Source organism: Bisgaardia hudsonensis, assembly GCF_004345785.1.
Lineage (GTDB): Bacteria > Pseudomonadota > Gammaproteobacteria > Enterobacterales > Pasteurellaceae > Bisgaardia > Bisgaardia hudsonensis.
This window is the reverse complement of sequence record NZ_SLXI01000009.1, coordinates 1-23801: the sequence shown is the minus strand read 5'-3', so window position 1 is coordinate 23801 and position 23801 is coordinate 1. Positions and strand designations below refer to the sequence as shown.

Genomic DNA, 23801 nt, shown 5'->3' with positions numbered 1-23801 from the left:
TTGATATTACGTTGTATTTTAACGTATGTTAATTTGTTCCACCCACAGTGATTTTATCTATTTTTAGTGCAGGTTGCCCCACTCCGACTGGTACACTTTGTCCCTCTTTTCCACAGACACCAATGCCATCGTCTAATTCTACTTTATCGGATACCATAGATATATTTTGCATCACTTCTATACCTGAGCCAATTAATGTTGCGCCTTTTATTGGTGTAGTAATTTTTCCTTTTTCAATTAAATAAGCTTCGGAGGTTGAGAAAGTAAATTTACCTGAGGTAATATCCACTTGTCCGCCACCAAAGTGCGGTGCAAAAATACCATAATCTACGGAACTAATTAGATCATCAAATTTACTTTTCCCTGCAAGCATATAAGTATTGGTCATTCTTGGCATTGGTAAATGGGCATAACTTTCTCGACGTCCATTTCCAGTCGGTTTAACGCCCATTAATTTAGCATTCATTTTATCTTGCATATAGCCTTGTAATATCCCATCTTTAATCAGAGTATTACATTTGCTAGGCACACCTTCATCATCAATAGTTAATGAACCACGTCGGTTTTGTAATGTACCATCATCAACAATGGTACAAAGAGGGGAAGTAACTAATTCGCCAATCTTACCTGTAAATAATGAACTTTCTTTTCGATTAAAATCCCCCTCCAATCCATGACCAACCGCTTCGTGTAAAAGTACGCCAGGCCAACCTGAACCTAAAATTACAGGCATAAGTCCCGCTGGTGCTGGTTTAGCACTAAGATTAACGAGTGCTTGTCTAACGGCTTCTTTGGCATAATAAGTTGCTCTTGTTTCACCTTGATAATCTTCTAGGAAATAATTTAAGGCAACTCTTGCTCCAACACCAGCCCCACCTCGTTCACGTTTTCCATCTTTTTCAACCAATACTGAAATAGATAAACGAATCAATGGGCGAATATCAGCAGCAAGTGTACCGTCAGTTGCCACAACTAATACTTCTTCATAAATTGAACTAAGAGTGGCGGATACTTGTGTTACTAATGGGCTTTCGTTACGAGCAGTACGATCAATAAGATGTAGTAATTCGATTTTTTGTTCTTTATTTAGGCTTTCTAAAGGATTAAGCGAAGCATAACGTAAAGGCGCATTAACTTGATTAAAGCTAGCAGGGGTAATAATATTACCTTGCTTAATTTGAGCAATACCTTTGGCTGCCGTTGCACATTGTTTTAGATTATCTAAATTAATTTGATCGGAATAAGCAAACCCTGTTTTTTCTCCGCTAACCGCACGAACGCCAACGCCACGATCAATATGAAAAGCACCTTCTTTTATGATACTGTCTTCTAATATCCAAATTTCATCTTGACTGAGCTGAAAATATAAATCCGCATAATCCAGATTACGATGAGATAATACATCAAATACATTGGACAGATCGGTTATTGATAGATTACTTTGTCCCAATAATGATTGTGTTACTTTATTTAACATTTTGTTCCTATTTATTGAATAAATATAAGCGATATGACATATACTTATTTTATTGTTTTTATGGTTAATTAGACATTTACCGACTGTATCATAGTCTTTTTTACATCACAACTACATCAAATTGTTCTTGATTATAAAAGACTTCGGTCTTTATTTGAATTTGTTTACCGATAAATACTTCTAATTCTGCGAGTAATCCGTGGCTTTCTTCATTAATTAAGTAATCTGCAACAGCTCGTGAAGCATAAACTACAAATTGCTCACTTGAAAATAAATGATGTACTCGGATAATTTCTCGCATTATCTCATAACAGATAGTTTCTACGGTTTTCACTTTACCACGCCCTTTACAAGCAGGGCATTCTGTACAAAGTACGTGTTCTAAACTTTCTCTTGTTCTTTTTCTTGTCATCTCCACTAAACCGAGTTGCGTAAAACCATTAACATTGGTTTTTACTCGATCTTTTGATAATGCTTCCTGCAATGATTCTAATACTCGGTTACGATGTTCCTCAGTTTGCATATCGATAAAATCAATAATAATCATACCGCCAAGATTACGTAATTGTAATTGTTGAGCGATTGCTTTCGTGGCTTCAATATTTGTATTAAAGATAGTCTCTTCGAGATTACGATGTCCTACAAATGCACCTGTATTGATATCAATAGTAGTCATTGCTTCTGTTTGCTCAATAATTAAATAACCACCTGATTTAAGGTTTACTCGACAATCTAGTGCGGTTTGGATAGCCGACTCTACACCATAGACATCAAAGAGCGGTTGATTTCCCGAATAAATTGCTAGTTTATCTGTTAAGGCTGGCATAAATTCTTTGGTAAATTCTTTTACTTCATTGAAACAGAGTTTAGAGTCAATATAGATTTTGTTGAATTTTGCACCGATAAAATCGCGTAATATACGTTGAGTCATTGCTAACTCGCCATAAAGCATTGAGCGAGTTTTATATTTTGCTCGGCGTTCAAGCACCTTTCGCCATAATCGTTTTAAAAATTCAGCATCTTGTAAAAGTTCTTCTTCTGTTGCCCCTTCGGCTGCGGTACGAATAATAAAGCCACCGAGTTCATCGCATAATGGCAATACTAATTCTTTTAATCTTGCTCTTTCTTCTTCACTTTCAATTCGTTGAGAAACACCCACATGGCTATTTTCAGGCATAAATACTAAATAGCGAGAAGGGAGGGTAATATCGGTTGTTAGTCTTGCGCCTTTTGTTCCTAAAGGATCTTTAACAACTTGCACGACAATATCTTGTCCTTCACGCACTAACTCCGCAATATCTTTTACAATAAACTGTTTTTGTTCATTTTCATCAACACATTCGGTATGAGAAACAATATCTGAAGCATGAAGAAAGGCAGCCTTTTCCAATCCAATATCCACAAAAGCCGATTGCATACCAGGGAGCACTCTTGTTACTCGCCCCTTATAAATATTACCAACAATACCGCGTTTTGCATTGCGTTCAATATGAACTTCTTTTAATACACCAGTATCAACAAGAGCTATTCTTGTTTCATTTGGTGTAACATTTACTAATAATTCTACTGCATCCATAATAAGACCAATTTATCTAATTAAATTTTTGCTTAGTCTAACGAAAAGGGAAATAGAATAACAGTAATAATTAAGGTAAAATGCGAGCTTAATCAAATTTTTAGATAACTTTTCTAAAAATAACTATTCCATAGACTGATAGCGATATAACTAATTCATATGATTAAAAATAACAAAATTGATTTTCGTCCATTTTATCAACAAATTGCTTGTAGTAATTTGTCACATTGGTTAGAAACCCTTCCATTACAACTTAGTCAGTGGGAAAAGCAAACTCACGGAGATTATAGTAAATGGGTAAAAATTGTGGATTTCTTACCGCACTTGATGGCTGATCATATTGATCTTAAAAGTGCGGTCAAATCGACGAGAGATTTTCCCCTATCAACTGGGGAACAACAACGTTTAACTCATCATTTGAAGCAACTTATGCCATGGCGTAAAGGGCCTTATCATTTGTATGACGTGCATATTGATTGTGAATGGCGATCAGATTTTAAATGGGAACGTGTTTTGCCACATCTTGCTCCTTTAAAAGATCGTACAGTTTTAGATGTGGGCTGTGGTAGCGGTTATCATATGTGGCGTATGGTAGGGGAAGGGGCAAAAATGGTTGTAGGTATTGATCCTACGGAATTATTCCTCTGTCAATTTGAAGCCGTGAGAAAATTATTAAATAATGACAATCGTGCGAATCTAATTCCGCTAGGTATTGAAGAAATGCAACCTCTTGCCGCTTTTGATACCGTGTTTTCAATGGGGGTGCTTTATCATCGAAAATCCCCTTTAGATCATTTAACACAGCTTAAAAACCAATTATTGATTGGTGGCGAGTTAGTATTAGAAACATTAGTTGTTGATGGGGATATCAATACTGTGTTGGTACCTACCGATCGTTATGCAAAAATGAAAAATGTTTATTTTATTCCGTCTGTTTCTGCGCTTATTAATTGGTTAGAGAAAGTTGGATTTAAAAATGTACGTTGTGTCGATGTTGAGGTCACCAGTTTAGAAGAACAGCGAAAAACAGAATGGTTAGAAAATGAGAGTTTGATTGATTTCTTAGATCCAAATGATCACAATAAAACAATTGAAGGCTATCCAGCACCGAAAAGAGCGGTTATTTTGGCAAACAAATGATGATTTATGCTATTCTCTATTTCATTTATTTGTACATATAAAAGTTTTTTAATGAGTTATAACAAAGAGAATAAATTTAATGAATAATGAAATTTTTGAAGTCCCTTGCCCTATTTGTAAAAAGCCAGTTATTTGGTCAAAAGAAAGTTTGTACCGACCTTTTTGCAGTAAGCGTTGCCAACTGATTGATTTAGGGGAATGGGCAGCAGAAGAAAAAGCAATTCCAAGTGACACAGCAGATTTTGCAACAAATGAAAATTTTGATGAAGACTGGAGATAATTTATGAATATTCAGCACATACAAGATGAAGGAAATGGTGAATTTTTCTTATTAGATGAGCAAGGTAATAAAATTGCTGAATTAACTTATTTTTTTGAGAATGAAAACACAATTAATGCCAATCATACTTATGTGTCAGACAAACTTAGAGGACAAGGTGTTGCAGCTAGGTTATATCTGGCATTAGTAGAGTTTGTAGAACAAAATCAACTTAATTTAATTCCTAGTTGTAGTTATATTGCAAAGAAATGGGAGAAGGAAAATAGATAGTGTTTCACTCGTATTAGATAACAATGTTATTGTAATTTATTTTAGTATTTTGATAAAAATATTTTAGCAAAAATAAAAAGGGTTGAATTTGATGTTACATCATTTTCAACCCTTTAGGTTATTTCTATTTTTAAATCAATTTTGTTTACTATTTTAGAATGTTAGATTCAAGCCTAGTACAAAATTACGCCCCATTTGAGGCACATAAGGTAAGTAAGAATTGTGAATATATATTTTTTCATTAAGTAAATTATTTGCATTTAAAATTACTTTATAATTTACATTCCCTACTTTATTAGCATAAGTTATACCTAAATTGAGCAAATCATATCTCATTGTTACATCTTCTTTCACATAAACTGCTTCTAAAGGTGGCGTTGGATCATCATCGTCATCTTTTGGTGGTCTACGTCCATGAATAGCAACAGAGGTTTTCTTTTGTGAAAATACATGGGTATATTCAACTAATGTTGACCAATGTTCTCCAAATTGATTATTAAAGCGAATACCTAGACGAGAAGGCGGTACTCTTGCCGCATTACGATCCGGTTTATGTATTTGCTCTATACCAATTACTTTATAACATGTATCTTCCCAACCATCATACTCATCAATACAAGTATAAGGTTGATAAATATTATCACCATAAATGGTACCCAAATTTTTTAACTTACCCGTAATATAATCACCAAATATTGTCATTTTATGTTCAGGCGTAAAATTTACTGTTAACTCACCTTCAAATCCATAAAACCTTGCTTTTGCTTGATTATAGCGACGCATAAATAGGTTACCTGAACGGAACAGATTCTCGTTATGAATATAGTTTTTAAAATGGTTGTAATAAGCATTAATTCTATAATCAATAAAGCTATTTTCTCGAGCAATACCAATTTCAATATTATTAGACTTCTCTTTTGTTAAATCACGATTACCATATTCAAAGGAATTGGTTGCTAAATGCTTACCATGATAATAGAGTTCCATTGGTGTTGGAAAACGCTCATTATGAGATAAAGTTGCAGAAAGTCGATCATTATCGCTGAAATACCACTCTGCTGTACCAGTATAGGAAAAAGCATTTTCACTACGAGTAGAGAAATTAGTTTCTTCAATAGTATTTCTCTGCTTTTTATATTTATTTCGGAATCTTTCTAATAATTGATGATCATAATAAATAGGCGTTCGCTGATTTTCAAATCTTGCTCCAATTTCAAAAAACCAATTATCAGTACGATACTGTTCTACCGCAAATACACCAATTTGTTTATTAGTGTTTTCGATTAATGGATTAAGCGATTTAATCCCATCACGAGAAAATTCTGGTGGTGTTGTTGCACTACTCTTTTGTTGTTGATATTGAATACCAAAGGTTCCAGTTAGCTTACCAATAGGCGTATGCTCAAATTCTAACCGAGAGTTAAAACCTTTATTTTTAAATTTTGCATTTGCTTTACCAAAATTTGCTTGAGGATTACCTCTATTTGGATAGAGTGTATCACCAGATTTCCCCGCATCTTTTTCATCATGATAATAGTCTGCAAATGCTAAAGTTAATCTTGCTTTTTCAATTCCTAAAAATGGTTGATTAATTTCACCTCGTACATCTACTCGTTTAGATTCTAAATCTACCCAAGGACCTGTATGTGAGTGATCGTGTTCATGCCCATAGGGATGATCATGACTATGTTTTGGATCTAAATCATAATCAGTGCCACAATGAAAGTGAACGATATCAAGTAGATCGCTATCATTCATTAAATGTGGGTAGGGATCTAAATAATAATGGGTCGGTTTTAAAGTAGAATGGTTTGGATCAATAATATGTCCAGTACAAGTATCAAATTTATGATTATGTCCAGGTAAGCCATATTTATCTTTACGGTAATTATAAGAAATACCTAAATAACCTTTATCATCAATAAAGGATAAACCGACTGTTCCCACTTTAGAGCGATTGTGAGTATCAGGAACATACTTTAATGTATCACCTAAATGAATACCTCTTACTTGATAATTATCAGAATGACGTTGTAGTCCTTCCAAACGTAAAGCAATATGATCCGTTAATCCAAACGTAAGACCTACTGTTGCGGATCTCTCCTTACTTGCTGTATCAACACGGGTATTTATTTCACCTTTATAACCTTTTTCAGGAATTTGTGTTGGTATGCGTTGATCAACAATGTTTACTACACCAGCAGGAGATGCAGTAGAATAAAGTAACGTTGATGAACCACGGACTAATTCAACACGTTGTGCTAATAAAGTATCAACCACAACGGCGTGATCTGGTGATAGGGTTGACATATCAATAGCATCAGAAGCATTTTGTAAGATTTTTACTCTTACACCTTCTTGTCCCCGAATAACAGGTGTACTTGCTCCACCACCAAATGGATTAGAATGCACGCCTAATTCTCCTGAAAGTGCATTTCCTAAAGTAGCAGAATTCATCTGTAGTTTTTCTTTTTTTACAATATGATCATTAACTTTTAGATAATCTTGTAATGTAGAACCAGCAAATTTTTCTTGTTTAGCTACAACAGAAATTTCTTCTAATATTGTCTGCTGTGCATAAGCTATGGTGGATAAATAAAAACTACCAAATAGTATCAAAGTAATTTGATTTTTCTTTAATCGCATTTGTTCATACCTATATCTTATTTTTCAAAAGGGCAATAAGTATAGGGATAAAAATAGAAAAAACAATAAGAAAATGTGGCTGAAATTAATCATTTTTATTTAATTTATGCGTAGCTTAAATCCTAAAATTATTTATACAGATTATCAGAGTGATCCGTATCAAAATATGGTACTTATTATCTTCTCTTTGTTTATTGTGATTTTTTACTAGAAAATTAAATTGTATCTTGTTAAAATCCGCAACACTTTTTTTAAAAGCTGTTCGGATGAAGGTAGCTGGAGAGTAGGGAATTAACCCTACACCGACGAGGTAAAATCTTTCAGGTGCGATTAATTCGCAAGGACTGTTACTGGACGAACCCTTGGAGAGATCCAAATGTGCCAATGCACAAAATGGACGCCGAAGGCGCAAAAGAGCGGTAGTTTTTTCTATCGTTTTTCAAACGCTCAGGCAAAAGGACAGGGGCAAGAGATTATTTAGCGAATTAACGTTTATACTTTAGACGTTATTTTACCTTTCACTAAAACTCTTTTCACTGCCTTGTAAATGTTTTTTTATTACGAGGAATTCACAATGTCATTACAATCAATTTTATCTACTGCGGATAATTTTATTTGGGGACCCCCTTTATTAATTTTGTTATCTGGAACAGGGATTTATCTCACTTTTCGTCTTGGTTTTATTCAAATCGTTCAACTACCAAGAGCCTTATATTATTTATTTAACAAAGAACGTGGTTCAAAGAAGAAAGGCGATGTTTCCGCTTTTGCGGCACTTTGTACTGCACTTGCGGCTACAATCGGAACAGGTAATATTGTGGGGGTGGCAACGGCTGTGCAAGCAGGTGGACCTGGAGCAATTTTTTGGATGTGGATAGTCGCTTTATTTGGTATGGCGACCAAGTATGCCGAGTGTCTATTAGCCTTAAAATTTAGAGTAAAAGACAAAAATGGTTTTATGGCGGGTGGACCAATGTACTATATTGAGCGAGGTCTAGGTATTAAATGGCTCGCTCAGTTATTTGCAGTATTTGGGATTTTAGTAGCATTTTTTGGTATCGGTACTTTCCCACAAATTAATGCAATTACTCATGCTATGGAAGATACTTTTTCTGTTCCTGTTATTGTAAGTGCTGCTATTGTAACTACGTTAGTCGCATTGATTATATTAGGTGGCGTAAAACGTATTGCAAGCGTTGCCTCAATTATGGTGCCATTTATGGCAGTGCTTTATGTGGTTACATCAGCAGTCGTTATTATCCTAAATTGGCATTTGATTCCAGATACGATCGCATTAATCATTCATAGTGCTTTTGATCCAAAAGCCGCACTTGGTGGCGCGGTGGGTTATACCGTATTAAAAGCAATACAATCTGGTGTTGCAAGAGGGATTTTCTCTAATGAATCTGGCTTAGGAAGTGCACCTATTGCAGCGGCGGCTGCACAAACTAAAGAGCCTGTGCGACAAGGCTTAATCTCGATGACAGGTACATTTTTAGATACCATCATTGTTTGTACAATGACGGGAATCGTGTTGGTATTAACAGGAGCGTGGCAATCTTCTGATGTTGCAGGGGCGGCATTGACAAACTTTGCTTATTCAAAAGGACTAGGCACAAGTATCGGAGCAACAATCGTTACCGTTGGTTTACTTTTCTTCGCATTTACTACAATTTTAGGCTGGTGTTATTACGGCGAACGCTGTGTTGTTTACCTTATGGGAATAAAAGCAATAAAAATCTACCGCACTTTATTTATTATTTTAGTGGGCTGTGGGGCATTTATTCATTTAGATTTAATTTGGATCTTAGCTGATATTGTGAATGGTTTAATGGCATTCCCTAATTTAATTGCCTTAATTGGTTTGCGTAAAGTTGTGATTGAAGAAACCAGAGATTACTTTGAGAGAATAAAGCAAACACATCGTGATCAAGATGATGTGGCTTAAATGTTAAGATCATCGTTAATTTCTAGCTTGTTACTATTTTAATAAATAAAAAGTTGTGTTTATTTCTAAATACAACTTTTTTATTACTCAACTTATCAATAATAACAATCTTTCAAAAAAAGAAAAGTACATTTTTTTGATTATTCTATATAGATCATATTTTATGATTTTTCTCTATTTTATTGCCCTAAATCTCTTGAAAAGTTCCTAGGTAGGGACTATGTTGTTATTAAAGATTTAAACCGAGTAGTGATACTCATTAGTAAACAAAAGAGGTAGATGCTATGACCGTAAATATAACAAGTAAACAAATGGATATTACTCCAGCAATCCGTACTCATATAGAAGAAAGACTTGCTAAATTAGGCAAATGGCAAACTCAATTAATCAACCCTCATTTCATTTTAAATAAAGTACCAAAAGGATTTTCTGTTGAAGCTTCAATGGGAACACCATTAGGTGATTTATTTGCAAGTAGTACATCTGATGATATGTATAAAGCAATTAATGAAGTAGAAGAAAAATTAGAACGACAATTAAATAAATTGCAACATAAAGGTGAATCTCGCCGAGCAAGTGAAAGATTAAAAGATTCGTTTAAAGATGAATTTAACGATGAAGAGGAATAAAAAGTCAATTATCTTATTAATAAAATAATAATCTATTAGTGGAGTGAGTCAGATATGGTCAAGTCATATTTGGCTCACTTGTTTTTTTATTTGTATTTTGTTTATTATTCAAAAATTTATACTGTGTAAAAAAACAGTGCTTTTATTGCAATCCCTTTAATTTAAGATAAACTATTGCACAATTTTATAAAAATTTAAGAAAAAGCAACTGCACGTATGATGTATTTTAATCTTGATATACCCACTAAAAGTAATGATCACAAAATTCTCGCTAATGTTATTGCTGGTTCAGATAGTTTAGTTATTGAAGAAATTGCACAGCAACATAAAGGGATAACTGTTGTTGTAACATCTGATACAAGAAATGCAATGCGTTTAGAAAAAGTCTTAAAAGAATTAACTTCTGAATCAGTTACCTTTTTCCCTGATTGGGAAACATTACCTTATGATAATTTTTCGCCACATCAAGATATTATTTCAGCACGTTTGAGTGTGTTATTCCACTTGCAAAATAGTAAAAAAGGAATTTTTATTTTTCCTATCACCACATTAATGCAAGTTGTGTGTCCACCCGAATTTTTACAACATAATGTGTTGTTAATTAAGAAAGGGGATCAGTTAGTCATTGATAAGTTACGTTTGCAACTGGAAAATGCAGGTTATCGAGCAGTTGAACAAGTGTTAGAACACGGCGAATATGCGGTAAGGGGAGCCTTATTAGATCTCTTTCCTATGGGAAGTGCGGTACCTTTTCGATTAGATTTTCTTGATGACGAGATTGATAGTATTCGTACCTTTAATGTGGATACGCAACGTACTCTAGCAGATATTCAATTAATTAATTTATTACCCGCTCATGAATTTCCTACTGATGATCGTGGTATTGAGTTCTTTCGTACACAATTTAGAGAACAATTTAGTGAAATTCGTTTAGATCCTGAGCATATTTATCAACAAGTGAGTAAAGGTACTCTCGTTTCAGGGATTGAATATTGGCAACCGCTATTTTTTGAAACAATGGCGACAATCTTTGATTATTTACCAAATAATACGTTGTTTATTGATTTTGAAGATAATCAGTTACAAGCGGAGCGTTTCTATCAAGATGCACAACAACGCTATGAAAGTCATCGAGTTGATCCAATGCGACCATTATTAGCTCCTTCAGCACTATGGTTGCGTATTGATGAAGTAAATCAAAAATTAAAAAATTATCCTAGAATTAGTTTAAAAACAGAGAAAGTGGCACGTTCTTCTGCTCGTCAGAAAAATTTACCTGTTGAACCTTTGCCTGAATTGACAATTAATTCACAACAAAAAGAGCCGTTACAACAATTACGTCAATTTATTGAGCATTTTAAAGGTAAAATTATCTTTTCGGTAGAAACCGAAGGACGTCGTGAAACCTTATTTGATTTATTAAGTCCATTGAAAATTAAACCAAAGCAAATTCAGTCTTTGCATCAAATAGCAGATGCTGAACCACAAAGTTTATATATAAGTGGCTTAGAAAATGGTTTTATTACCCACTGCGATGAAGATGTTGCGATTATTTGTGAAACGGAGTTATTGGGGCAAAAGGTACAACAGCGTCATCGAGATAAGCGTAAAACAGTTAATCCTGATACGTTAATTCGTAATTTAGCTGAGCTAAAAATAGGTCAACCTGTGGTGCATTTAGAACATGGTATTGGTCGTTATGGCGGATTAATTACGTTAGAAAATGCAGGTATTACTGCTGAATTCTTACTTTTAGAATATGCGAATGCTTCAAAGCTTTATGTGCCAGTTTCTTCATTACATTTAATTAGTCGTTATGTAGGAGGATCTGATGAAACAGCACCATTACACAAATTAGGCAATGATGCTTGGGCAAAAGCTCGCCATAAGGCAGCTGAAAAAGTGCGAGATGTGGCGGCAGAATTGCTTGATATTTATGCTCAACGTGAAGCAAAAAAAGGTTTTGCTTTTAAATATGATCGGGAAGAATATCAGCAGTTTGCAGCAACCTTTCCTTTTGAGGAGACCCTTGATCAAGAAATGGCGATCAATGCCGTTATTTCTGATATGTGTCAAGCAAAAGCAATGGATCGCCTTGTTTGTGGCGATGTGGGTTTTGGAAAAACAGAAGTTGCAATGCGAGCGGCATTTTTAGCCGTAATGAATCATAAACAAGTCGCGGTTTTAGTACCTACTACCTTGCTTGCACAACAACATTATGAAAACTTTACGGATCGTTTTGCTAATTTGCCTGTCAATGTGGAAGTATTATCTCGTTTTAAAACGGCGAAAGAACAAAAGCAAATTTTACTACAACTTGCGGAAGGGAAAATAGATATTCTTATTGGTACACATAAACTGATTCAATCTGATGTTAAATTTAACGATCTTGGTTTATTGATTATTGACGAAGAACATCGTTTTGGAGTGAGTCAAAAAGAAAAAATTAAACAGCTACGTGCCAATATTGATATTTTAACTTTAACTGCCACGCCAATTCCTAGAACACTAAATATGGCGATGAATGGTATTCGAGATCTTTCTATTATCGCAACACCGCCAGCCCGTCGTTTAACTATAAAGACTTTTGTTAGACAAGCTGATGATCTCGTTATCCGTGAGGCTATTCTGCGTGAAATATTGCGTGGTGGGCAGGTTTATTATTTACATAATGATGTGGCAAGTATTGAAAATTGTGCGGAGAAGCTAGCGGAATTAGTGCCTGAAGCAAGGATTATTATTGGGCACGGGCAAATGCGAGAGCGAGATCTTGAGCGAGTGATGTCTGATTTTTATCATCAGCGTTTTAATGTATTGGTTTGTTCAACTATTATTGAAACCGGTATTGATGTGCCAACGGCAAATACGATTATTATCGAACGAGCGGATCATTTTGGTTTGGCTCAACTACATCAATTACGAGGGCGTGTAGGTCGTTCTCATCATCAAGCTTATGCGTATTTATTAACACCACATCCAAAAGCGATGACTAAAGATGCTTTAAAACGTTTAGAAGCTTTAGAAAGTTTGGATAATTTAGGTGCTGGGTTTATGTTAGCCACTCATGATTTAGAAATTCGTGGTGCGGGAGAATTATTAGGTAATGAGCAAAGTGGGCAAATAGAAAGTCTTGGTTTCACTTTGTATATGGAATTATTAGAAAGTGCAGTGACTGCATTAAAAGAAGGTCGAGAGCCTTCATTAGATGAATTGACACAACAACAGGTAGAAATTGATTTACGTTTACCTGCATTATTGCCTGAAGATTATTTAGGTGATGTGAATATGCGTTTATCTTTTTATAAACGCATTGCCAGCGCAGAAAATAAACATGAGTTAGATGAGTTAAAAGTCGAACTGATCGATCGTTTTGGCTTATTACCAAGTGCCACTCAAAATTTAATACAAATTGCAGAAATGCGTTTACAAGCAAAACAACTTAAAATTATTAAAATTGATGGTACAAGTCAAGGGGGCTTTATTGAATTTTCACCAAGTGCAGATATTGATCCCGTTAAGTTTATTCAATTAATTCAACAACAACCTAATATTTATCGCTTTGATGGTCCGACTAAATTTAGATTTGTAACGGAATTAATTGAGTATAAAGTGCGGTTGGATTTTGTGATGAATTTACTACAATCTTTAATGGATTAAGCATTTTTGATAAGGTAGAATGACTTTACCCTAGAAATATAGATTTACTAGGTAGATTATTTAACTTATTGATATTCTTTTAAAAGAATAAAGGAGACAATCCGATGTATTTAGAACAAATTAAAGCAGAGCTTTTAGAGGCACAAGATGTTTTGGATAAATTTGTTAATGATGAGAATAATATTAAATTAATTCAACAAGCCGCCCTTTTAATTTCAGATAGCTTTAAACAAGGCGGTAAAGTATTATCCTGTGGTAATGGTGGCTCACATTGTGATGCGATGCATTTTGCTGAAGAATTAACAGGACGTTATCGTGAAAATCGCCCCGGTTATCCTGCAATTGCGATTTCTGATGTGAGCCATTTAAGTTGCGTTAGTAATGATTTTGGTTATGAATATGTATTTTCTCGTTATGTTGAGGCAGTTGGTCAAAAAGGCGATGTGTTATTTGGTTTATCCACTTCAGGTAATTCAAAAAATATTTTAAATGCGATTCAAGCTGCCAAAGAAAAAGGTATGAAAGTGATTGCGATGACAGGAAAAGACGGCGGAAAAATGGCGGGACTTGCTGATGTTGAAATTCGAGTTCCTCATTTCCGCTATGCTGATCGTATTCAAGAAATTCATATCAAAGTTATTCATATTTTAATGATGTTAATTGAGTTTGAAATGGCAAAGTTGTCATAACTTATTAATTATTATCTATTTTTATTAATATAATGCGTTAGCCTCATACAAAATTGTATGAGGCTAACTATTGTGAATAAGATTAAATTACTCTCAAAGATGAAGTTTTTTTGCTTTTTTGTTAGAATCCCCAATTATTTTTTATATATTTTCTTTTGAACGAATTATTTTAAAAGATACTATTTTTAAACGACATTACTTTAGAAAACACTATGGCTAATAATTACTCTGCAAATGAAATTACTGTATTAAAGGATCTGGAACCTGTTCAACTTCGTCCTGGTATGTACACAGACACAACAAGACCAAATCACTTGGGACAAGAAGTCATTGATAATAGCGTTGATGAGGCATTGGCTGGTTATGCAAATAAAATAGAGGTTATTTTACATAAAGATCAATCTCTTGAAGTCATTGATAATGGACGTGGTATGCCTGTTGATATTCATCCTATTGAGAAAGTTTCAGGTGTTGAAGTAATTTTAACCAAACTTCATGCTGGTGGAAAATTTTCTAATAAAAACTATGAATTTTCTGGTGGGTTACATGGCGTGGGAATATCGGTGGTAAATGCCCTTTCAGCACGCGTAGATGTTACTGTAAAACGAGATGGACAGATTCATAAAATAGCTTTTGAAAATGGAGCGAAAGTCGAAGAGTTGAGTGTTGTTGGTACTTGTGGTCGCCGTAATACAGGAACTACGGTTCATTTCAAACCTAATCCAACATATTTTGATAGTAGCAATTTCTCTGTTTCTAAATTACGTCATTTATTACGAGCCAAAGCTGTACTTTGTTCTGGGTTAGAAATTAAGTTTATCGATAAAATTAATGGAACAGAGGAAAGCTGGCTATATCAAGATGGACTTTCTGATTATCTTACGGAAGCAGTAAATGGCTATATTACATTACCTTTAACGCCATTTGTTGGCGATTTTAAAGGTGAAAAAGAGGCGGCAAGTTGGGCATTGGTTTGGTTACCTGAAGGTGGTGAATTAATTGGTGAAAGTTATGTCAATTTAATTCCTACGGTACAAGGCGGAACCCACGTTAATGGATTACGCCAAGGATTACTTGATGCTATTAGGGAATTTTGTGAGTTTCGTAATTTATTACCTAAAAATTTAAAATTAACCGCTGATGATCTTTGGGATCGTTGTGCCTATGTGTTATCTATAAAAATGCAAGATCCACAATTTGCAGGTCAAACGAAAGAACGCTTATCTTCTCGTCAAAGTGCTGTATTTGTTAGCGGAGTAGTAAAAGATACCTTCAGTTTATGGTTAAATCAAAATGTCCAAGAAGGTGAGGAAATTGCAAAAATGGCGATCAGTTCAGCAGAACGTCGTTTGCGAGCCTCAAAAAAAGTGGTACGTAAAAAATTAGTCAGTGGACCAGCATTACCAGGTAAATTGGCAGATTGTAGTCAACAAGATTTAGCGAAAACAGAATTATTTTTAGTAGAAGGGGATTCCGCGGGGGGATCAGCAAAACAAGCTCGTGATCGTGAATTTCAAGCGATTTTACCTTTACGTGGTAAAATTCTTAATACTTGGGAAGTGTCGGCAGATCAAGTTTTGGGGTCAAGCGAAGTGCATGATATTGCTGTTGCTTTAGGAATAGATCCTGATACAGATGATTTATCACAGTTGCGTTATGGTAAGGTGTGCATTCTTGCCGATGCAGACTCTGACGGATTGCATATCGCAACTTTACTTTGTGCTTTATTTTTACGTCATTTTTCTAAATTAGTTGAAAATGGACATGTTTATGTGGCAATGCCGCCACTGTACCGTATTGATTTAGGTAACGATGTTTTTTATGCCTTAGATGAAAGTGAAAAAGAAGGGATTTTAGATCGCTTAAAAAATAGAAAAGGTAAGATTAATGTTCAGCGTTTCAAAGGTCTTGGAGAAATGAACCCAAGTCAATTAAGAGAAACGACAATGGATCCAAATACCCGCCGTCTTGTGCAACTTACTTATGATTCAACGAATGGGAATGGTACAGAAACATTAGAATTAATGGATATGTTACTTGCCAAAAAACGTTCTGAAGATCGAAAAACTTGGTTACAAACAAAAGGCGATCATGCTGAATTAGTGGTATAAAAAGGCTTGGGAATATCTTAAATAAGCTATTTTTATTTTAAAAACCAGTAAAAGTGCGGTTATTTTTCCGCAAGTTTTTAACAACTGAATAAATAAGACAATGGAAAATCAAATTAATTATGAAGGCATTGAACAGATGCCACTTCGTGACTTTACTGAAAGTGCCTATTTAAATTATTCGATGTATGTGATTATGGATCGTGCTTTGCCTTTTATTGGCGACGGTCTAAAACCTGTACAACGTCGTATCATTTATGCGATGTCAGAATTAGGTTTAAATGCAACGGCAAAATATAAAAAATCGGCTCGTACTGTGGGAGATGTGTTAGGTAAGTTTCATCCTCACGGAGATAGTGCATGTTACGAAGCGATGGTATTAATGGCCCAGCCCTTTTCTTATCGTTACCCATTAATTGATGGGCAAGGGAACTGGGGGGCAACAGATGATCCAAAATCTTTTGCAGCAATGCGTTATACAGAATCTCGTTTAGCTAAAATTGCCGAAGTTTTACTTTCTGAATTAGGGCAAGGAACTGTTGAATATCAACCTAACTTTGATGGTACCTTAGATGAACCGTTGTATTTGCCAGCACGTTTACCGCATATTTTATTAAACGGAACGACTGGGATTGCGGTAGGTATGGCAACGGATATTCCGCCACATAATATTAATGAAATTGCTGATGCGGCGGTGATGTTGATTGATAATCCGAAAGCAACTCTTGATGATTTAATGACGGTTGTGCAAGGTCCTGATTACCCGACAGAAGCTGAAATTATCTCTTCAAAAGATGATATACGAAAAATTTACGAACAAGGACGTGGTTCAATTCGTATGCGTGCAGTTTGGAAAAAAGAAGATGGTGAGATTATTATTACCGCACTTCCACACCAAGCTTCGCCTTCAAAAGTGATTGCTCAAATAGCCGATCAAATGACGGCGAAGAAATTACCAATGGTCGATGATATTCGTGATGAAGCGGATCATGAAAATCCTATTCGTATTGTGATTGTGCCACGTTCTAATCGTGTGGATGTAGAAATGCTAATGGCTCATTTATTTGCGACTACTGATTTAGAAAAAAGTTATCGTGTGAATATGAATATGATTGGTTTAGACAATAAACCAATGGTTAAAAATCTTCTGGAAATTATTTCTGAATGGTTGATTTTCCGCCGTACAACAGTTACTCGCCGTTTGCAACATCGTCTTGATAAAGTATTAAGCCGTTTGCATATTTTGGAAGGGTTAATGATTGCTTTCTTAAATATTGATGAAGTAATTGCAATTATTCGTAATGAAGATAAACCTAAACTAGTTTTAATGGAACGTTTTGCTTTAACTGATGAGCAAGCGGAAGCCATTTTAAATTTACGTTTACGCCAATTAGCTAAACTGGAAGAGCATGAGCTTCAAGCAGAAAAAGATAAATTATCGGAAGAACGTGATCAATTAGCATTAATTTTGAATTCTGAACGCCGTTTAAATAGTTTAATTAAAAAAGAAATTCAACAAGATGCCAAAACTTTTGCAAGCCCTCGTTTATCACCAATTGTTGAACGAGCCGAAGCAAAGGCGATTTCTGAAAATGAAATGTTACCAGCAGAGCCTGTTACAGTTATTTTATCTGAAATGGGCTGGGTTCGTTGTGCTAAAGGGCATGATGTTGATGTACAAGGGCTAAATTATAAGGCGGGGGATAAATATCTTGCTCATGCTTGTGGTAAGAGCAATCAGCCTGTTATTTTTATTGATAGCACAGGGCGAAGTTATGCATTAGATACGCAGTCTTTACCTTCTGCACGTTCACAAGGTGAACCATTGACTGGAAAACTTAATTTGCCAGTTGGGGCGACGGTAGAGCAAGTGCTAATGGAAGCAGATAATCAGCAATTATTGTTATCATCTGATGCAGGTTATGGGTTTATTTGCCAATTTGATGCGTTAGTGGCTCGTAACAAAGCTGGGAAAGCAATTATCTCTTTACCTGAAAATGCAAGAGTATTACCGCCATTAAGAATTGATGATCCCAATGCTTTATTAGTTGCATTAACATCAGCCAATAGAATGTTAATTTTCCCAGTAAAAGATTTGCCGGAACTTTCTAAGGGGAAAGGGAACAAAATTATCACTATTCCAGCAAAAAATGCTAAAGATCGGTCTGAATTATTAGTTCGTTTATTATTAATTAACGAAAATTCTAATATTATTTTCCATTCTGGAAAGCGAAAAATTACCATTAAATCAGCGGATTTACAAAAATTTAGAGCCGAACGAGGTCGTAAAGGGTCGCAATTACCAAGAGGTTTACAAAGTACAGCAGAAATTGAAGTGGTAGAATCGTAAGGTTTAATAATAAAGGCATAGAGGATTATCTTACTATGCCTTCTTCAATGGTCTGTAGTTAAAGTGCGGTTGTTTTTTGTAAGTTTTTTAGCTATTTGCCAGTTTGCTAATCTTAATCTGCACTATAATAGAGTTTACCAATTTCAATTTTTTGGCGACCGTTTGCTTCACGCCACTTATTAGTATCTCGTAAAGAATAAACACAGCCACAATATTCTTGTTGATAAAAATGTTCTCGTTTACTGATTTCAATCATACGTTGCGAACCACCACCTTTTCGCCAGTTATAATCCCAGTAAACCACATCATCATATTTTTCAGCCGCACGATGTCCGCAACCATTTATTTGGTTCATATCTTTCCAACGAGAAATACCTAAGCAACTTGTAAAGACTGGAAAACCATTTTCGTGTGCATATTCAGCCGCTTTTTCAAAACGCATATCAAAACACATTGTGCAACGGATACCTCTTTCTGGCTCATCTTCCATACCTTTGGCACGATCAAACCAGTTTTGACGATCATAATCGGCATCAATAAAAGGAATCCCCCATTTTTCAGCAAAGCGAATATTCTCTTCTTTACGAATTAAATATTCTTTTAATGGATGAATGTTTGGATTGTAGAAAAAGATTGTAAAATCGATGCCTGAGGCGTGAATAGCTTCCATCACTTCTCCAGAGCAAGGGGCACAACAAGAGTGAAGTAATAGCTTATTATGTCCATTTGGTAATGTTAATTGGGGACGCACAAAAGGTGCATTCGGATCTTTCTTTTCTTTTTTTCTATGAGTGTTAGGTTGATTAGTTTGTTCAGTCATTTTTATAGCGTAAATTAAATTGTTTAAGTTATTAATAGTTTCTATCTACTGATATATGTGCAAGAGAAACTAGCGCTTTTTTATATTCATTTTCAGGTAAAATAGTAATGGCATCAATGGCTTTTTGGGCTTCTTTTTTGGCTCGTTCCATAGCGTAATCTAATGATTTATGTTCAGCCATTATAGCAAGTACATTCTCTAAAATATCACGCTTGCCACCTTCTTCAATTGCAGAGCGAATAAGAGCAGCTTGTTGTGGATTACCATTATGCATAGCGTGTAATAATGGTAATGTAGGTTTGCCTTCTGCTAAGTCATCACCTACATTTTTACCTAATGCCTGTGCATTAGCACTATAATCTAAAATATCATCAACTAATTGAAATGCCGTACCTAAGTAACGCCCATAATCTTGTAAAGCCTTTTCTTGTTGTTCATTTGCACCAGATAAAATCGCTGCACATTGTGTTGAAACTTCAAATAAACGAGCAGTTTTACTATAAATTACTTGCATATAGTTTTCTTCACTTGTTTCAGGATCATGGATATTCATTAGTTGTTGCACTTCACCTTCGGCAATGACATTGGTTGCGTCAGACATAACTTGCAAAATTTTCAATGAATTTAATTTAGTCATTAATTGAAAGGCTCTGGTGTAGATGAAATCACCTACAAGAACACTCGCCGCATTACCAAATTCAGCATTTGCGGTTGGATTACCTCGACGCATATCAGATTCATCTACTACATCATCGTGTAACAACGTTGCTGTATGGATAAATTCAATAAATGCAGCACAAGTTACCGTCTTATCTGTATTATTGCTTAATGCTCGAGCTGCAAGTAATGCAATCATTGGGCGAATTCGTTTTCCACCACTTTGGATAATGTAATAACCAAGTTGATTTATCAATGCCACATTAGAGTTTAGCTGTGATAAAATCTCGTTATTCACTTTGTCCATATCTGCTTTTATAAGAGATTGGATTGCATTCATATCTATAAGGTTCATCTTTTCTATCATAGTGAATGTTCATCATAAAACCGAAAGTAATTAGATTGTACTTGATTTTATCTGTTTATGAAATTAAAGCAGATAAATTTAGAATTTTTTTATTTTATGCTAAAGAAATACTTGCTATTGGGTTAATTTTTACGTAGAATTTGCGACCTATTTATATGAATTTTTATGTGCAATGGTTTTAGATTATATGCACGATATATAGCGGAGTATTTATGTACGCAGTTTTCCAAAGTGGCGGTAAACAACACCGAGTAAGCGAAGGACAAGTGGTTCGTTTAGAAAAACTTGAAGTCGCAACTGGTGAGACAGTAGAATTTGACTCAGTGTTAATGGTCGTTAATGGTGAAGATGTTAAAATTGGCGCACCAGTAGTTGCTGGTAGCAAAGTAGTGGCTGAAGTAGTTGCTCACGGTAGAGGCGATAAAATTAAAATCGTTAAATTCCGTCGTCGTAAACACAGTCGTAAACAACAAGGTCATCGTCAGTGGTTCACAGAAGTGAAAATCACTGGGATTCAAGCATAATTTCAGAGGAGATCAAGTAGATGGCAACTAAAAAAGCTGGTGGTTCAACTCGTAACGGTCGTGATTCTGAAGCTAAACGCCTTGGTGTTAAACGTTTCGGTGGCGAGTCTGTATTAGCGGGTAGCATTATTGTTCGTCAACGTGGTACTAAATTCCACGCAGGAACTAACGTTGGAATGGGTAAAGATCATACCTTATTTGCAACTGCAGATGGTAAAGTAAAATTTGAAGTAAAAGGCGATAAAAATCGTAAATACGTAAGTATTGACGCAGAGTAATCTTCTTTAACAACGAATATTATGCCCCGCAAATCTTGTGGGGCTTTTTGTCTTTCTAAACAGTAGTAAATTATAACTAAAAAATTTTTATAAAATATATTGTTTTTTAGTGTATTAGTTTTTTAAAAGGTAATAATCCTATGCAACAGAAACCAATACTTGGATTTTTCTATGCTTTAACTGCCGCTGTAATGTGGGGTTCGTTGCCGATTGCTATTCAGCAAGTGTTACCCGCAATGAATGTTGAAACGATAGTTTGGTATCGTTTTTCTGCTGCTACATTGGGATTATTTCTTTTATTGATATGCTCTAAAAAATTACCTAAATTGAACAATATACATCGTCGCTATTGGTGGTTTCTATTATTAGGCGTAATCGGTTTAGCCGCTAATTTCTTTTTATTTAATTATGCATTAAAGTTTATACCGCCCACTACAAGCCAGATATTGAGCCCTTTCTCTTCTTTTATGATGTTATTATTTGGTGTCCTATTATTTAAGGAAAAATTGGGGATTCATCAAAAAATAGGATTTATACTTTTAGTTATTGGACTTCTTTTATTCTTTAATGATCGTTTTAGTGATTTTTTACAGTTTAATTTATATTTTAAAGGTGTATTTTTAGGCTTTTGTGCTTCACTTATTTGGGTAGCTTATGGTATTGCACAGAAAATGTTATTAATTAAGTTTTCTTCACAGCAGGTTTTATTTATGATTTACATCGGTTGTTTTGCTGTTTTTACCCCCACCGCAGCACCGACACAAGTAATGAATTTAAATTTATTTCAAGGATTATGCTTGTTATATTGCTGTGCGAACACATTAATTGCTTATGGTGCTTATGCTGAATCATTAAATTGTTGGGATGTTGCAAAAGTAAGTGCAATTACAACACAAATACCTATTTTTACACTAGTTATTTCGCATATATTGGTTTGGGTTGCCCCTCAATATTTTACAATAGATGATTTAAATTGGATAAGCTATGCAGGTGCGATTATCGTTGTATCTGGTGCTTTGCTTTCAGCAATAGGTCATAAGTTTATAAAGAATAAAAATTAGGAGAAACAATGAAATTTATTGATGAAGCTTTAATTAGAATTGAGGCTGGAGATGGTGGTAATGGTTGTGTTAGCTTCCGCCGAGAAAAATACATACCTAAAGGGGGACCTGATGGTGGAGATGGTGGAGACGGTGGTGATGTTTATTTAATTGCTGATGAAAATTTGAATACATTGATCGATTATCGTTTTGAGAAGCGTTTTGCTGCAGAACGAGGGCAAAATGGACGTAGTGCTAATTGTACAGGTCATCGTGGTAAAGATATTACTTTAAGAGTACCAGTAGGGACAAGAGCCATTGATAATGATACTAAAGAAGTATTAGGCGATTTAACTCAACATGGATCGAAAATGTTGATTGCTAAAGGTGGTTATCACGGACTAGGAAATACACGTTTTAAATCTTCAGTTAATCAAGCTCCTCGTCAAAAAACAATGGGCACTCCAGGCGAAAAACGTGATATTCAATTAGAACTTATGCTTTTAGCTGATGTTGGAATGCTAGGGTTACCAAACGCAGGTAAATCAACTTTTATTCGTGCGGTATCGGCAGCAAAGCCAAAAGTCGCTGATTATCCTTTTACTACATTAGTACCGAGTTTAGGTGTTGCGAGAATAGATGCTAATCGTAGCTTTGTTATTGCTGATATTCCAGGTTTAATTGAAGGGGCGGCTGATGGGGCTGGCTTAGGTATTCGTTTTTTAAAGCACTTAGAGCGTTGTCGCATTTTGATTCATTTAGTCGATATTATGCCTATTGATGGAAGTGATCCTGCGGATAATATTGCGATTATAGAAAGTGAGCTTTTCCAATATAGTGAAAAATTAGCAGATAAGCCTCGTTGGTTGGTGTTCAATAAGATTGATACTATTTCTGAAGAAGAGGCTCAAGAGAAAGCCACCGAAATTGTAGAACGTTTAGGCTGGGAAGATGAATATTATTTAATCTCTGCGGTAACAGGTAAAAATGTTGCTAATCTTTGTAAGATTGTAATGGATTTTATAGAGTCCCAGCCAAGAGAAACTGAAGAGGTTATAGAAAAAGCACCTGAAGAAGTTAAATTTAAATGGGATGATTATCATCAAGAACAACTTTCTGAAAATATCATTGAGGAAGATGACGATTGGGATGATTGGTCAGAGGAAGATGAGGAAGGGGTGGAAATTATTTACAAGCCTTAGCCCTATTCTTAAAAAGTGAGGTATTCTTGATCTGACCCAAAAAAGTTGGACTGTTATTTTAGGGACTGTATCCGATATTGTATTGGACTCAGTCCTTTTAATCTTAATTGTATCCGTTTTTCATTGTAGTAGCGAATATAATC

The 23801-nt window shown here is 35.0% G+C and carries 19 protein-coding genes and 2 riboswitches; of the genes, 13 read left to right on the top strand and 6 right to left on the bottom strand.

Annotated elements, in window-relative coordinates; translation table 11 throughout:
• Window positions 1-28: 28 nt before the first annotated feature.
• Both tldD and rng read right to left on the bottom strand, forming a co-directional pair.
• On the bottom strand, window positions 29-1477 hold the full coding sequence (gene tldD, locus EV697_RS09380; RefSeq protein WP_132024971.1) for a metalloprotease TldD: 1449 nt from the start codon (window positions 1475-1477) through the stop codon (window positions 29-31).
• Window positions 1478-1577: 100 nt separating this feature from the next.
• Window positions 1578-3053, bottom strand: a complete 1476-nt coding sequence (rng, locus tag EV697_RS09375) for a ribonuclease G (RefSeq protein ID WP_132024969.1) — start codon at window positions 3051-3053, stop codon at window positions 1578-1580.
• 159 nt (window positions 3054-3212) lie between these two features.
• Between rng and cmoB the strand changes: the two genes are divergently transcribed.
• The 3 genes from cmoB (at window position 3213) to EV697_RS09360 (ending at window position 4743) form a co-directional block, all read left to right on the top strand.
• Window positions 3213-4193, top strand: a complete 981-nt coding sequence (cmoB, locus tag EV697_RS09370) for a tRNA 5-methoxyuridine(34)/uridine 5-oxyacetic acid(34) synthase CmoB (protein ID WP_132024967.1) — start codon at window positions 3213-3215, stop codon at window positions 4191-4193.
• A 79-nt stretch (window positions 4194-4272) separates the two neighbouring features.
• The gene (gene yacG / locus EV697_RS09365) at window positions 4273-4473 is read left to right on the top strand and encodes a DNA gyrase inhibitor YacG (RefSeq protein WP_132024965.1); all 201 of its coding nucleotides are present in this window, start codon (window positions 4273-4275) and stop codon (window positions 4471-4473) included.
• Window positions 4474-4476: 3 nt separating this feature from the next.
• Window positions 4477-4743: a GNAT family N-acetyltransferase gene (locus EV697_RS09360; RefSeq protein WP_132024963.1), complete on the top strand. Its 267-nt coding sequence runs from the start codon at window positions 4477-4479 to the stop codon at window positions 4741-4743.
• Between the two features lie 153 nt (window positions 4744-4896).
• Here EV697_RS09360 and EV697_RS09355 read toward each other — a convergent pair whose 3' ends face one another.
• Complete coding sequence (locus tag EV697_RS09355) at window positions 4897-7389, bottom strand: TonB-dependent receptor (protein WP_132024961.1); 2493 nt, start codon at window positions 7387-7389, stop codon at window positions 4897-4899.
• 266 nt (window positions 7390-7655) lie between these two features.
• Window positions 7656-7746: riboswitch (glycine riboswitch) on the top strand.
• Between the two features lie 2 nt (window positions 7747-7748).
• Window positions 7749-7855: riboswitch (glycine riboswitch) on the top strand.
• Window positions 7856-7963: 108 nt separating this feature from the next.
• On the opposite strand from EV697_RS09355, the gene EV697_RS09350 reads away from it, so the two are divergent.
• The 6 genes from EV697_RS09350 to parC all read left to right on the top strand — a co-directional run bounded on the left by EV697_RS09350 (window position 7964) and on the right by parC (window position 18770).
• Window positions 7964-9337, top strand: coding sequence for an alanine/glycine:cation symporter family protein (locus tag EV697_RS09350; RefSeq protein ID WP_132024959.1), 1374 nt, complete (start codon window positions 7964-7966; stop codon window positions 9335-9337).
• A gap of 284 nt (window positions 9338-9621) precedes the next feature.
• Complete coding sequence (gene raiA / locus EV697_RS09345; RefSeq protein ID WP_132024957.1) at window positions 9622-9966, top strand: ribosome-associated translation inhibitor RaiA; 345 nt, start codon at window positions 9622-9624, stop codon at window positions 9964-9966.
• Between the two features lie 216 nt (window positions 9967-10182).
• A complete protein-coding gene (mfd, locus tag EV697_RS09340; RefSeq protein WP_132024955.1) occupies window positions 10183-13623 on the top strand; it encodes a transcription-repair coupling factor in 3441 nt (1146 codons plus the stop codon).
• A gap of 104 nt (window positions 13624-13727) precedes the next feature.
• Window positions 13728-14312 (top strand): D-sedoheptulose 7-phosphate isomerase, encoded by a 585-nt coding sequence (gene lpcA, locus EV697_RS09335; RefSeq protein ID WP_132024953.1) that lies wholly within the window; start codon window positions 13728-13730, stop codon window positions 14310-14312.
• 212 nt (window positions 14313-14524) lie between these two features.
• Window positions 14525-16423 carry a DNA topoisomerase IV subunit B gene (gene parE / locus EV697_RS09330; protein WP_132024951.1) on the top strand — a complete coding sequence of 633 codons (1899 nt, stop codon included), beginning with the start codon at window positions 14525-14527 and terminating at the stop codon, window positions 16421-16423.
• A gap of 100 nt (window positions 16424-16523) precedes the next feature.
• A complete protein-coding gene (gene parC / locus EV697_RS09325; RefSeq protein ID WP_132024949.1) occupies window positions 16524-18770 on the top strand; it encodes a DNA topoisomerase IV subunit A in 2247 nt (748 codons plus the stop codon).
• 112 nt (window positions 18771-18882) lie between these two features.
• Here the strand turns inward: parC and EV697_RS09320 are convergent, their stop codons facing one another.
• Together EV697_RS09320 and ispB are read right to left on the bottom strand one after the other, a co-directional pair.
• The gene (locus EV697_RS09320) at window positions 18883-19590 is read right to left on the bottom strand and encodes an epoxyqueuosine reductase QueH (RefSeq protein ID WP_132024947.1); all 708 of its coding nucleotides are present in this window, start codon (window positions 19588-19590) and stop codon (window positions 18883-18885) included.
• Window positions 19591-19621: 31 nt separating this feature from the next.
• Window positions 19622-20602, bottom strand: a complete 981-nt coding sequence (gene ispB, locus EV697_RS09315; protein ID WP_418883941.1) for an octaprenyl diphosphate synthase — start codon at window positions 20600-20602, stop codon at window positions 19622-19624.
• A 224-nt stretch (window positions 20603-20826) separates the two neighbouring features.
• Here ispB and rplU point away from each other — a divergent pair, with 224 nt between their 5' ends.
• From rplU to cgtA, 4 genes are all read left to right on the top strand, one after another.
• Window positions 20827-21138, top strand: a complete 312-nt coding sequence (gene rplU, locus EV697_RS09310; RefSeq protein WP_132024945.1) for a 50S ribosomal protein L21 — start codon at window positions 20827-20829, stop codon at window positions 21136-21138.
• Between the two features lie 20 nt (window positions 21139-21158).
• Window positions 21159-21416, top strand: coding sequence for a 50S ribosomal protein L27 (rpmA, locus tag EV697_RS09305; RefSeq protein ID WP_132024943.1), 258 nt, complete (start codon window positions 21159-21161; stop codon window positions 21414-21416).
• Window positions 21417-21556: 140 nt separating this feature from the next.
• Window positions 21557-22477 (top strand): DMT family transporter, encoded by a 921-nt coding sequence (locus tag EV697_RS09300; protein ID WP_132024941.1) that lies wholly within the window; start codon window positions 21557-21559, stop codon window positions 22475-22477.
• Between the two features lie 8 nt (window positions 22478-22485).
• Window positions 22486-23658, top strand: coding sequence for an Obg family GTPase CgtA (gene cgtA / locus EV697_RS09295; protein WP_132024939.1), 1173 nt, complete (start codon window positions 22486-22488; stop codon window positions 23656-23658).
• 53 nt (window positions 23659-23711) lie between these two features.
• On the opposite strand, the gene EV697_RS09290 is transcribed toward cgtA, so the two are convergent.
• The coding region (locus EV697_RS09290) for an IS3 family transposase (protein ID WP_132024937.1) at window positions 23712-23801 on the bottom strand (90 nt) is incomplete at its 5' end.

Bases quoted from the DNA above. Each gene is read 5' to 3' on its own strand.
- tldD (WP_132024971.1), bottom strand. From the start codon at position 1,477: ATGTTAAATAAAGTAACACAATCATTATTGGGACAAAGTAATCTATCA.
- rng (WP_132024969.1), bottom strand. From the start codon at position 3,053: ATGGATGCAGTAGAATTATTAGTAAATGTTACACCAAATGAAACAAGA.
- cmoB (WP_132024967.1), top strand. From the start codon at position 3,213: ATGATTAAAAATAACAAAATTGATTTTCGTCCATTTTATCAACAAATT.
- yacG (WP_132024965.1), top strand. From the start codon at position 4,273: ATGAATAATGAAATTTTTGAAGTCCCTTGCCCTATTTGTAAAAAGCCA.
- EV697_RS09360 (WP_132024963.1), top strand. From the start codon at position 4,477: ATGAATATTCAGCACATACAAGATGAAGGAAATGGTGAATTTTTCTTA.
- EV697_RS09355 (WP_132024961.1), bottom strand. From the start codon at position 7,389: ATGCGATTAAAGAAAAATCAAATTACTTTGATACTATTTGGTAGTTTT.
- EV697_RS09350 (WP_132024959.1), top strand. From the start codon at position 7,964: ATGTCATTACAATCAATTTTATCTACTGCGGATAATTTTATTTGGGGA.
- raiA (WP_132024957.1), top strand. From the start codon at position 9,622: ATGACCGTAAATATAACAAGTAAACAAATGGATATTACTCCAGCAATC.
- mfd (WP_132024955.1), top strand. From the start codon at position 10,183: ATGATGTATTTTAATCTTGATATACCCACTAAAAGTAATGATCACAAA.
- lpcA (WP_132024953.1), top strand. From the start codon at position 13,728: ATGTATTTAGAACAAATTAAAGCAGAGCTTTTAGAGGCACAAGATGTT.
- parE (WP_132024951.1), top strand. From the start codon at position 14,525: ATGGCTAATAATTACTCTGCAAATGAAATTACTGTATTAAAGGATCTG.
- parC (WP_132024949.1), top strand. From the start codon at position 16,524: ATGGAAAATCAAATTAATTATGAAGGCATTGAACAGATGCCACTTCGT.
- EV697_RS09320 (WP_132024947.1), bottom strand. From the start codon at position 19,590: ATGACTGAACAAACTAATCAACCTAACACTCATAGAAAAAAAGAAAAG.
- ispB (WP_418883941.1), bottom strand. From the start codon at position 20,602: ATGAACCTTATAGATATGAATGCAATCCAATCTCTTATAAAAGCAGAT.
- rplU (WP_132024945.1), top strand. From the start codon at position 20,827: ATGTACGCAGTTTTCCAAAGTGGCGGTAAACAACACCGAGTAAGCGAA.
- rpmA (WP_132024943.1), top strand. From the start codon at position 21,159: ATGGCAACTAAAAAAGCTGGTGGTTCAACTCGTAACGGTCGTGATTCT.
- EV697_RS09300 (WP_132024941.1), top strand. From the start codon at position 21,557: ATGCAACAGAAACCAATACTTGGATTTTTCTATGCTTTAACTGCCGCT.
- cgtA (WP_132024939.1), top strand. From the start codon at position 22,486: ATGAAATTTATTGATGAAGCTTTAATTAGAATTGAGGCTGGAGATGGT.